Origin of the sequence: Moorena sp. SIO3E8 (assembly GCF_010692445.1) — a bacterium.
Taxonomy (GTDB): Bacteria; Cyanobacteriota; Cyanobacteriia; order Cyanobacteriales; family Coleofasciculaceae; genus Moorena; species Moorena bouillonii.
The window spans coordinates 1-11525 of record NZ_JAAHHM010000170.1 but is presented as its reverse complement, the minus strand read 5'-3'; the positions used below and the strand labels follow the sequence as shown (position 1 = coordinate 11525).

Genomic DNA, 11525 nt, shown 5'->3' with positions numbered 1-11525 from the left:
TATTCTAGCTCAGAAGCCGGATATATCCATCTCGCAGCGCCCCTTCGGGTGGGAACTTCGCTTGAACTCTAGCCTCTATGGAGAATTATGGAATTCTCACTCCTTTGAGCGCCTTCATCGGTCGCCCAGGTAATTCCATCATGCCAACAAATCGCTCAAATGACCATCTGAATCATCTGATTCACTGTCAGCGAGCCCTAGACCGCCTTGCCCAAATTTCCAGGAGCCAATCCACATGGGAACATGCCTATCCTAATCCCATCACTGAGCGAGAGGAAATCTTGATCTACCTATACAGCAACTGCCGACTGTCCATGACCCCCCAGGAGTTTTACTGGAAATGGCAAGTTAATCAAGAAGACATCGCTAACATCTGCTGCCGCTCAAGTTACGCTGTCAACAGCTGGCTGGCCCAAGGTCCTCGCTATAAAACTCCCTCGTCCGATTCCTTGCATCATCTGGCCTTAATGGATTTTCTGTTAGAAAATTTTGAGGCCATTCCAAAGGACTTATTGAATCAGCTCTGCTCGAAAGTCAAACGTTCTTAGAATGTAGAATGGAGAATTAAGAATGTAGAATTAAGAATGGAGAATTAAGAATGGAGAATTGAGAATGGAGAATTAAGAATGTAGAATGGAGAATTGAGGTAAGCATTCAGCGGTCAGCGGTCAGTGGTCAGCTTAAAATCAACCTCTTTCGTGACTATTAAACTAATCCTTACCTGTTTTATTGAAAAGACTTTCCTCAAATTAAACTAATCCTTAGCTGTTTTCTTCAAAAGCTGATAGCTGATAGCTGATAACTGATAACTGATAACTGATAGCTAATAGCTGATAGCTGATAGCTGATAGCTGATAGCTGATAGCTAAATGCTTACGAATTAAGAATGGAGAATTGAGAATGTAGAATTAAGAATGTAGAATGGAGAATTAAGAAGGGACAATTAACAATGGATAATTAACAATGGATAATGTAGAATGAATGTAGGAGGTAGAAGCCAGAAGCCAGAAGCCAGAAGCCAGAAGCCAGAAGCCAGAATGTAGAAGCCAGAAGCCAGAAGCCAGAAGCCAGAAGCCAGAAGCCAGAAGCCAGAAGCCAGAAGCCAGAAGCCAGACTTCTTAATTCTTAATTCTTCATTCTTCATTCTTCATGGGGAACTTTCCTTCTGCTGATTCGTCAAGGCCGCCAAAGCTACGATATTCTACGCTCACAAAATTTCCTGATCTGATCCACAAACCTAGGAAATATCCTGATCTGAGCCATCAATCTGGGATAAATGTATATATGAATCGAGTTGGAATTAGCAGAGAACCCACGGAGTCCACTTATGAAACGTTACAAAATTCTTTCCCTACTAGGGATGACAGCAGTATCGACAATCACTGCTAGTCAGGTTTTAGCTATGGAGACAGCTTCCTGGAACTTAATCACCGAACCTGACTATAGTGAGAATAGTCTATTGGAGGATGTTTCATTCCTTAAATACACTATATTTGATACCGCTGCTGGAGCTAGAGAGCCTGGAGACCACGATCCTATCCCGCCACGCTACGACAAGCCACAATCGGGACTTCAGTAGAGTCCGCTTCAGCTAGAGATTGATTATATATAGCCGTTTTTAATTGGGTGAGTTACACAAGTTGTGGGTTTTAGGGAGTAAGCAATAGGGAACAGCGGATTTGGGAACAGGGAAAAAATCTTGTGTACCTCATTACTATGATAAATGCTATATATTCCACCTAATTTACTCTTGCTCCTCAATTCCCTCACAGAGTTTTTTGTCTTCTTTTTTGTCTTCTTTTTTGAAGTTCGGGTTATTTTTAAGATAATTACCGATCTGATCACAACCACGCTTCAGTAAGGAATTCACATCGTTTAATTGACTGTAATCTAAATTCCAAATACTCACTCGATTAGGTGCGTTAATCCAGACTAGGGTTTCACCCTCTGGACTAAAATTCACAGACTCCACAGGTTCAGACCCCTGGGTTAAGCTTCCGATTAAAATTCCATTGGGGTGCCAGAGTTTAACTGTGCCATCTTCACTAGCAGAAGCAATAAGGTCTCCCTTGGGGTGGAAACTGACATCATAAACAGTTTTTGTATGCCCTACTCCTTTTTCAGACTCAAATTGCTGCCAAGAGATGTCTTTACGACTCCAAATTACGATAGAACCACCAGCAGCACCTGCCACAATCCGCTCACCATCGGGGCTGAAACTAACCGAGGACAACTTCCTATCCCCAGGAAGGGTAGTAATTAGAGTGCCGTCCTGGTTCCAGAGTTTCACCGTCTTGTCATCACTGGCAGAGGCAATTAACTGACCATCGGCACTGAAACTAACGCGATTTATTGCCTCTTCATGTCCCTTTAAAGTACGTAGCAATTTCCCTTCCCTGGTCCAGAGTTTCACTGTGCTATCCTCACTCGCAGAGGCAATGATTTGACTATCAGGACTGAAACTCACGCTATTAACTCGATCCCTATGTCCCTCTAGAGTAAGTAGCAGTTTGCCCTGGCGATTCCAGAGTTTCACCGTCCTGTCATTACTGGCGGTGGCAATTAACTGACCATCGGGACTGAAATCAACCCCATTCACAAAACCTTGATGTCCCTCGAGGGTAAGTTCCCTAATCTGCTTCTCCGGGTTCCAGAGTTTAACCGTGTTATCATCTCGACTACCAGAAGCAATTATCTCACCATCCGGGCTAAAACTAGCACCATAACCATAGACTGTATAAGTGGTAGGTTGGAAAACCTTAGGCAAGATTCCCTCAAGATTCCAAAGTTTGACAGTGAAATCAAGACTAGCTGAGGCTAGCATCTTACCGTCAGGAGTGAAACTAACCTGATTGACAGTATTTTTATGACCAGGAAGGGTTGAAATTGGTGTACCATTATCAGTCCAGAGTTTTATTTTTCCGTCACTAGTCCCTGAGGCAATCAACTCACCATCAGGACTAAAGCTGACGCTGTTGATAGCATGATCATGTCCTAGCAAGGTTTTGTCTAATATTCCATCACGGTTCCAAAGTTTCACGGTCTGATCATCACTAGCTGAAGCAATGGTCTGACTATTGGGACTGAAAATTACACTCCAAACAGCCTGGTCATGTCCCCTCAAGGTGTTAATTAACCTGCCATCACGACTCCAGAGTTTGACGGTTTTGTCCTTACTGGCGGAAGCAATTAACTCTCCGTCATTGCTAAAACTAACGCTCAAAACAGCATCCTGATGTTCTGTCAAGGTTTTTAGCAAAGTCCCATCACGGTTCCAGAGTTTAACCGTTTTATCACCACTGGCAGAAGCAATGGTCTGACCATCCGGGCTAAAACTTACCCACTTCACCCCCTTGCTATGTCCGGTCAAGGTATTAATTAAGGTGCCATCCCGACCCCAAAGTTTAACGGTTTTGTCTTTACTGGCAGAAGCAATAATTTGATTATCAGGGCTAAAACTGACGCACCACACTATATTCCGATGTCCTTCTAAGCTATTCAGCAATTGGCCATCACGACTCCACAGTTTAATGGTTTGATCAGAGCTAGCTGAGGCAATGAGCTGATTATCAGAACTGACACTAACACTCAAGACACTACCTTGATGTCCCTCTAAACGATTGCGTTCTTGGGTTAAGTGGACTGTTTGCCAGAGGTTATATAAAGTCTCTTTTTCAATGTCTGATTTAGCTATTTTATGGTTTAATCGTTTCCCTCCCTTGATGCTGCTTAAAAGGGCATCAAGCTGATTTTTTTCCAGAAGAGAGAGCTGATAGTCAGCGTTGAGTTTAGCCAGGGTCGCCTGTCTTTGGTAAAATTTTTCCGATTGCAACTGCCAGATTACAATAGCTAGTATAGTAATCACCACGCTAAATCCCCCTAACCCGGTCAGCAACGATTTCCGAAGCCGTTGTCGCGCCTCTCGCTCTTTTTCAAGTTCTGCTCGTTCTTTTTCAAGTTCTGCTCTGATGTCAGCTTTAAGTTCGGCTATGATGTCAGCCCCTTTTCTTTGTCGAATGAAATCGACCAGATAATCATGGACTAATTGATAGCGATTACCATAAAATTCTCTTAACAGCAGCACTAAGCCGGATTTCACAAAAATTTCCAACACTAAATCTAATCGTTTTAGCTCTGTTTCTACATCAGCCGCCAAGGCTTTTAATTCTTTTTCCAAATCATGGCGATTTTTGAGGGGGCGGGTGTTGTTTTCATCCGTTAGCAAGTACAACACTAATTCAGCAACCCGTTTGTTCTCGGAACCACAGGCTTCCACTACTTCTTCTAAGTATTGGTTGACTAATTCAGCTTTTGGGTTATCTCCTAGGTGTTGATAGTGTTCTAGGGTGGTAATTTGGTTTCGTTCCAGTTGCGCCCCTACCACTTGCAACTCAATTGGTCGAATCTCCCCTAATTCTTTACCTAAATCCTCCACTAATTTATCAATCAGTGCTTGCTCTAAGGGAAACTGAGCTTGCTCCGTTAAGCGTTGAAGATATAATTTGGCATCTGCTGGGGTAAGATTACCCAAGTGAAACAGAATTCTCTTATCTAAAATATTGTTATTAATAACCTCTAAATCGATTCCAAACTTATTACATTCCAACAGCCAATGTAAATAATCCTCTCGCATAGACAAGATTACCTTTACATAAGGAATATTCAGACAGTCTCGCAAAAATTCATAAAAACCTCGCCTCTGGTTGGGGTTTGAGCAAACGGATAAAAACTCTTCAAACTGGTCAAAAATTAAAACAGTAAGCAAATTTTGCCTAGCATTTTTGCGCAACTGCTCAAGAATGAGGTTGGTGGAATCAAGGTTACCAGCCACAGAGGTTAAATTTACTCTCTTCTCCAGAGTGTTTATTAAGGATTTGCCTAGTGCTTGAATCCAATTCCTATAAACTCGCTGCAAAACCGGTAATACCCGACGGGTATTAATGGTTTGCCGTTCTAATGCTGGTATTAATCCCGCCTCAATCATTGAGCTTTTCCCCGCCCCGGACTGTCCATGAATCACAGTTAGTCTAGAGCCCACCTGTTCCATGCGCTCAATCAGGCGATTAATATGGTGTTCCCTGCCAGAAGCCGCAATTTCTGGCGCTATGGTTTTTGAGCACTCAACCGTTGCTAAAACTGGGTTAGTTACCTGCTGCTTGGGCTGCAATCGACCAGCACCAATGAATGCCCGAAACCCAAACCGGCTCTCAATCCCCTGTTGGTCTTGTTTAATCTCAAAGGCAGTGAGATAGTCCCCTTGTTGGCAATAGACCTGATGTAATTCCTTCAAGATACCAATATAAAGTTCTGGATCATAGTGGGGTTTGGTTTCTGCTCTAGCGGTTTCCAAGTTATAAAGTGCTGCTTGTAATTGACCAAGATGTTTTTGCGTCCGCATAGTCCCAAGCAGTGCTCGTCCCAAGGAAAATAAATACCAACCCTGGGCAAAAGACTTGTGCCAGTCTAAGAAAGTTTCTTGTTCCGGTGAGGGATTGACTATATTAGCTGATGCCGTTGAGCTCAGAAAAAGCGCTTGTTTGGAATACTCTTGCGCTTTTTTAAAGGCTGATTTGGCTAGGGCTACTTCAGCCAAAAAGCCATAAGCTCGTGCCATTCTGAACGGATCAGAATAGGTTTGATGGAGCGCCAAGGCTTTTTCGGCAACTGTCTTTAACTGCTCCCAATCTGACTGCCGCTGAAGTGTATCTCCCCAAAAATTAATATATTTGGCAGCTAAGTCGAGGCGGTTAGCCTGCTCAAGACCCTCAACCGATTCCTGAAAATAAACTTTTGCTTGTTCACAAGCTTGCTCCTTCTCAGCTTGATGCCACAGTCCATAACCAGCCCACCACAAGCCTAAACAGAATAATACATGTCCACGGCGTTCCAGGTTATCGGTTTGTTTCCACAGAGCTAAACTGCGCTCATAATGCTGTCGAGACTCTTCTTGACAATTATCAGCCACTCGACCCAGCACAAATTCCAAACTCGCTTCTAACTCAGGGGCTAAGGCCTCTCCCCGCTTTTCCAGCTCCTGTCGTGCTGACTCTAATTCAACATAGGATGCAGAGCCTTTGTTTAAATTCAGAGTACTACTGTGCAAAAACTCAGTTTCACGGGAGGCTACCACCTTGGCAAACACCTGATCAGTGGTTTGCTCAATAAACTCAATTAATTGACCGCTGCTAATCACAAACTCAACACAGCTTGACCAACTGTGGAAATCTGGCACTGACCGAATTAGCATTTGCAGCAACTTATCCGTCACCCACAACACCAGTGGAAACCGAAAGTTCCGAAACTCTTCCCGAATCTGGTTGGTTGCTGTCAGCACTTCCTCAATGCAACTTACTGAGTCTATCCCAGATACCATTAATGCCTCTGGCTGTTGCAGACCTAGCTCTTCCACAATAGTGGTATAGAGAGTTTTAACCGATTGCTCTAAGACCAGCTCCCTGATCGGAATAGAACATTGCTCCTGCAACTGCTCACTAATTTGTCTCCTCAATATCCCATAGTTACCAACCGCTAAAATCAAGGAAAATTCTCCCTGAGAAAACGTAATCAGTCGGATTAGTTCTCTGAGGGAATCTTGGTTGTGATTTACGGTTGTATCTAGCATTCTAATAGCGGTTTTTAATTGGGTGAGGTACAGAGTTTTGGGTTTTAGGGAACAGGGAACAGGGAACAGGGAACAGGGATTAGGAATTAGGAATTAGGGAGTAGGGAGTATGGAGTAGGGAGCTGATAAGGGAGGGAGTGGTAAAAAAAATGTACCTCATAATTATGAAATTTTTATGAATTCATTTACGCCCTCGAACCGCACAAAGAGTCATTGAACTGAGTGATTGCAGGCACAAGTTAATGTTAATAGCTGATGGCTGATAGCTGATAGCTGACGGCTGATAGCACCTCAAGTAGCGTGGCACAGGCTTCGACGCTGGGAAGCATATGCTTACCTTGAATTTAGTAGACCTCTTGCAAAAGTATTTTCCTGATACTGTTTGCGTCAATTCTTGTCCACTGTTCCCTGTTCCCTGTTCCCTGTTCCCGACAACTGCCGCGAAGTCTAGTTTCCATTCAACTCCTTGGCATCAGCTAACACCGGATTGATATCATACCAGCATCCGTGACCATTACAATACTCAAACACAAACAAACTCTTCAACAGGATTTGGTATTCCTCCTCACCCCTAACAGTTTTGTGTTCAGCCACATGTCTGAGCAATTCCCACTCATCCGGTGTAATTGCCCTGCTCAATTCATTGCGACGCTGACTAATCACACTGTCTACCAAGTTACGAGATAAAGGCGGTTCGTCTTTCCTGAGGCAGTTCCGGAGCAGCACCAGCAAATTCCTGACATGACCCCCACTAACTAGACACAGGCGATCCAATGTCTGTGGGGTATCAAACACTTTTGTAATTAAACTGAGCCGTTGCTCTGGCTCCACATCTGGGAAGGCTCTGGCTAAGATCATCTGTCGCAGCAAAGCAATTCCGGCATCACTGGGACTACCATCTGGTTCTTGTACCTGTACCATCGGTAACAGTAGGTGCTCAGAACCAAAGCGATTCCTGAGGTTTTCTTGGTCATTGGAAAATGCCAAAATCAGGGGAATCGTGTATACCACATGGCATTTGAGTTGATTAAGATACTCCCCCTGGTCTACAAACAAATATTCTGGCTGATTGCGTTGCCCTGACTTAGGTTTATTATGGATCCGGTCAAGATTATCCACAATCACCACTAGTCCAGCTTTACCCTGCTTTTGCAGCTGCTGTTGAGCGGGTTCAATCAGTTCTGTATTAATCGCTTCTACAATATTGTTGACCCGTGGCTCTAGATGTTGTCGCAATAGGGAGCGAATGTCCTTAGAATTCTTCGCTTTGGTGGTAATTTCCCCAATCCCAAAGGCTAGGGAAGACTCGTCCTCTTGTGAGCTGAGGCCAATCTCACCAAACTCAGGAACGTTGACTTTTAACCCGGTCACCTCGGAGTTTAACAACTTAGCCGCCCCTTGCACTAAGGATTGGAAGCGGGTGGGTTGGAGTTTAATTTTAGCTTGCTCCAGACTTTGAATCACCTGACGAGCAATGGTCAGCAAAATATCACTGATCTCTACATCGGCCAGGTCCAAGTCATTAGAGGACTCAAAATAAACGACATGAAATCCCTGTTGTTCTAATTCCCGTTTCAATCGCGATAACTCCGTAGACTTGCCACAGCCCATGTGTCCCGTAAACAACTGACAGGTCGGCTCGTCTTCTGAGAAGGTAATGGTGCGTCTGAGTTCTCGAATAATATTGCTGCCCCGCACCTTGGCAAAATCAATGTAATATTGTTGGTCTTCAGCCCTCCCCACATTTAGGGTTTTACTGGGATTACAGACCCGAAAAAATCTGCCGAAATTGACTGTCATTAAAATTCCCCCCGGTAGACGAATTGACTTTTGTCAGATGGCACCGCGATATCTGCCAGATCGACATACCTGACAACTAGAGGCTCTATAGGATATACAGCCTCTATATAATTTATCGACTTAATAGCTACACATTATGCAATTGACATTTTCCCTTAATTGCAACAAAACGTAACATTATTCCTAATCCTGATGCTATATGATGCAATAGCTGCCCAGAAAGTTGCCTGAAATGTCATAAATGCGATCCTCCCTTCATACTCCCTACTTCTAGTGTGGCTCATCAGTCAGACTGTTAGCAGTACCCGATCGGGTACCTTCGTTTTAGGGAATAGGGAGCAGGGAGCAGGGAGCAGGGAATAGGGAACAGCGGATCTGGGAACAGGGAGCAGGGAACAGGGAACACAGAAAAAATCTTGTGTATCTCATTAGACTAGAAAACGCTATAGTTTGGGCAATCCTTGCAATTGCTCCTCTCGAATATTTTTCATGGTAATTTTGGAGATGGAGAAATGCTTTTTATTTCCATCCAACATTAGCGTTTAAAGTAGGAAATACCAATGCTTAAAAGCTATGAAGCCATTACCCTTAAATGGTCAAGTTCAATGGTTAACAGATGCACCAAAAGTATCCAAAGCTCGTGTAATTGTGACGATTCTTTCCGATACTGAACCAAAAGTATTGCGCCGGACTCCCCCTGCGTCGATTGCGGGTAAAGGTAGAACTTTGGGGGATTTGGTCACTTCCGTCGTTGAGGAACAAGATTGGAAACTGCTATAGCTATTCTAAATAGCTCATTAAAAACAATCCTGATTTAGGAGAACACAAAAACAATCATCGTATTTATTTACTATTGTTACCTGTTCTCTGCCTTGATGGACGAAGACTAAGTTTTAGTTGGTGATCAAAGATAAATATAGAAAATAAAAATGTTAAATTTTGGAGTTTGTTTGTGTAAACAGGCAATAGTTATGCAAAAAAAAACTTTAAAAAAATGTTAAATTTTGGAGTTTTTGGCATTATTAACGAGATTATGTAAAGTAATTTCTGGTAATTACAGCAAAGGTTATGCATCTACTCCAAGACAAGCTTCAATTGGTTAACACTATTCCCCATGAAGGCAAAGTTGTGGTTGTCGCTACCGATACAGACAGCAAGATTTGGTACAGCATTAAGCACGATGGCTTTGAAGACTCCTACCTCAATACTCCCTAAGACAAAATGAGGAACTATCGTAACTTCTCAATTACCCCTGCACCCCCTGTGAAGGGATCTATGTTGGCAGCCCCCTTGCCAAAAGTACGTAAATCTGGTCGTCTAACAGAAATATGACTGAAATTCCTGTGCTGGCCACTCTTGACGAAACAACCGACCTCCCAGAGGAGGAACGTCTGCGCTTGTTTGTGCAACAGCAGCAAGCAATAATAGGGTTGTTGGCTCAGCAGAATCAAGCATTAGAGAAACAGCTAAAAGAGTTAACCGAACGCATCAGTCAATTAGAAGAAGAGTTACGGCAGAAAAAGAAACTGAGCAAGAAGCCCCAGTTAAAAGCGAGTAAACTAAACCAAGGCATTGAGTCTCAGCAACAGAGTAGCAAACGACCTGGTTCTGCCCATAGCAGTAAGAAACAGGGGTTCGTGGTCAATGAAGAACGCAAAATAGACCTAGAGGAGTTGCCAGAAGGAGCAAGATTCAATGGGTATCGGGAATATGATGTCCTTTAACTATGTATAAAGCGCAACAATATTCGATTTTTGTTGGCAGAGTACGTTTTAGAGGATGGGAGTGTTATTTGTGCCCAGTTGCCGCGAGAGTATAGCTTGACGGGTCATTATGGTCCGGAGTTGGTAGGTTATATCTTGCATGAACACTACCAAAATCGAGTGCCGCAACCGTTGATATATCAACAGCTAAAAGATTGGGGAATCGATATCTCAGTAGGCCAAGTTAATCGAATATTAACCGAAAAACTAGAGGAGTTTCATCTCGAACTTGCCTCAGTGTTAGAAACAGGCTTGGGCTACTCAAAGTACATTCACACGGATGATACCGGAGCCCGCCAGGGAGGTAAGAATGGGTATTGCACAGTGATTGGCAATGAGTGGTTTAGTTACTTTGCCAGTACTCTGAGCAAGAGTCGGAGCAACTTTTTGGAGCAACTCCACGGCAATAAACCAAGCTATGTACGTGGGGGAGTGTTCCCGCAAGTATTTACAGAGCTATAAATTAGGGAAAAAGCAATGGAAGGTTTTGGAGTTTGACTTCCTTTGTCTTGGCCAATAGCACCCAAGCCTGGAATCAATATTTGGATTCTATCGGTATAGTCACGCCTTTGGGGGTTCGGTTGGTCACACAAGCGGCTCTGCTGGGAGGTTTGATTGAGGCGGGAGTTAGTCAGAGGTTGGTGATTCTTTCCGATGGTGCAGGCCAGTTTAATCTCCTGGTCCATGCCTTGTGCTGGGTTCATGCTGAACGAGCCATCCGCAAATTACAGGGGAGCACCGCTGTGTTTCGCGCCCAAATTGAAGAAGTCCAAACCCTCTTGTGGGACTATTACCAAGAGCATTAAACCTACCCAAAGACTCCCAGTGAGCAGCACAAGAAGTATTTATCGGCTCGCTTTGATGAGGTTAAAGGTCGGTGCTATTTGCAACACCCCACCCTCAATAACACCAAGATCTGATTTAGGAAAAACAAGAAACAGCTTCTGAGGGTTCTTGATTATCCGGATATTCCACTCCACAACAATGCAGCCTCCTCTGACATCCGAGAATTTGTCACCCGTCGAAAAATTAGTGGTGGCACTCGCAATGATGTTGGACGAAAAGCCAGAGATACGATGGTAGGGAAAGAAAAAAACCTGAGGGGGTGACATGCAAGCTAAAATCCTTATTGGGTAATACTTTCAGCCGATATGTTACAAAAAGATACATACTAGTTTGGCCTGACCTTGGACGTAGTTATAAGGGTTTTAGCTTCTATACTACTCCTAAATGATAATAGAGAAAGCCTCATAAGTGCCTAAATTAGGCATAGTAAATAATCGATATTCAATAAATAATTCAAATAATTTCTTAGTGAGCTTGAAAGATTGACATCGTTG

At 43.5% G+C, this 11525-nt stretch carries 11 protein-coding genes and 1 pseudogene; 9 read left to right on the top strand and 3 right to left on the bottom strand.

The genetic code is table 11. The annotated features are described in order from the left end of the window. Positions 1 to 140: 140 nt before the first annotated feature. Positions 141 to 548 carry a hypothetical protein gene (locus tag F6K46_RS34545; RefSeq protein WP_293066766.1) on the top strand — a complete coding sequence of 136 codons (408 nt, stop codon included), beginning with the start codon at positions 141 to 143 and terminating at the stop codon, positions 546 to 548. A gap of 395 nt (positions 549 to 943) precedes the next feature. Here the strand turns inward: F6K46_RS34545 and F6K46_RS34540 are convergent, their stop codons facing one another. After that, a complete protein-coding gene (locus F6K46_RS34540) occupies positions 944 to 1144 on the bottom strand; it encodes a hypothetical protein (RefSeq protein ID WP_293066763.1) in 201 nt (66 codons plus the stop codon). A 183-nt stretch (positions 1145 to 1327) separates the two neighbouring features. On the opposite strand from F6K46_RS34540, the gene F6K46_RS34535 reads away from it, so the two are divergent. After that, a complete protein-coding gene (locus F6K46_RS34535; protein WP_293066761.1) occupies positions 1328 to 1579 on the top strand; it encodes a hypothetical protein in 252 nt (83 codons plus the stop codon). 165 nt (positions 1580 to 1744) lie between these two features. Here the strand turns inward: F6K46_RS34535 and F6K46_RS34530 are convergent, their stop codons facing one another. Next, on the bottom strand, positions 1745 to 6622 hold the full coding sequence (locus F6K46_RS34530; protein ID WP_293066758.1) for a sugar-binding protein: 4878 nt from the start codon (positions 6620 to 6622) through the stop codon (positions 1745 to 1747). Between the two features lie 329 nt (positions 6623 to 6951). On the opposite strand from F6K46_RS34530, the gene F6K46_RS34525 reads away from it, so the two are divergent. After that, complete coding sequence (locus F6K46_RS34525; protein WP_293066755.1) at positions 6952 to 7113, top strand: hypothetical protein; 162 nt, start codon at positions 6952 to 6954, stop codon at positions 7111 to 7113. On the opposite strand, the gene F6K46_RS34520 is transcribed toward F6K46_RS34525, so the two are convergent. Beyond that, positions 7070 to 8422 (bottom strand): ATP-binding protein, encoded by a 1353-nt coding sequence (locus F6K46_RS34520; RefSeq protein WP_293066752.1) that lies wholly within the window; start codon positions 8420 to 8422, stop codon positions 7070 to 7072. The genes F6K46_RS34525 and F6K46_RS34520 overlap by 44 nt on opposite strands. 573 nt (positions 8423 to 8995) lie before the next feature. Between F6K46_RS34520 and F6K46_RS34515 the strand changes: the two genes are divergently transcribed. The 6 genes and pseudogenes from F6K46_RS34515 to F6K46_RS40420 all read left to right on the top strand — a co-directional run. Next, positions 8996 to 9202: a hypothetical protein gene (locus F6K46_RS34515; RefSeq protein WP_293066751.1), complete on the top strand. Its 207-nt coding sequence runs from the start codon at positions 8996 to 8998 to the stop codon at positions 9200 to 9202. A gap of 288 nt (positions 9203 to 9490) precedes the next feature. Then, positions 9491 to 9637, top strand: a complete 147-nt coding sequence (locus F6K46_RS34510) for a hypothetical protein (RefSeq protein ID WP_293066748.1) — start codon at positions 9491 to 9493, stop codon at positions 9635 to 9637. A 113-nt stretch (positions 9638 to 9750) separates the two neighbouring features. After that, entirely contained in the window at positions 9751 to 10146 is a 396-nt protein-coding gene (locus F6K46_RS34505; protein ID WP_293066745.1) for a hypothetical protein, read from the top strand. Between the two features lie 33 nt (positions 10147 to 10179). Beyond that, on the top strand, positions 10180 to 10647 hold the full coding sequence (locus F6K46_RS34500; RefSeq protein WP_293066742.1) for a transposase: 468 nt from the start codon (positions 10180 to 10182) through the stop codon (positions 10645 to 10647). Between the two features lie 32 nt (positions 10648 to 10679). Next, positions 10680 to 10991, top strand: coding sequence for a hypothetical protein (locus F6K46_RS34495; protein WP_293066739.1), 312 nt, complete (start codon positions 10680 to 10682; stop codon positions 10989 to 10991). 129 nt (positions 10992 to 11120) lie between these two features. Next, positions 11121 to 11294, top strand: a pseudogene (locus F6K46_RS40420) (transposase); the annotation flags it as partial. Between the last annotated feature and the right edge of the window lie 231 nt (positions 11295 to 11525).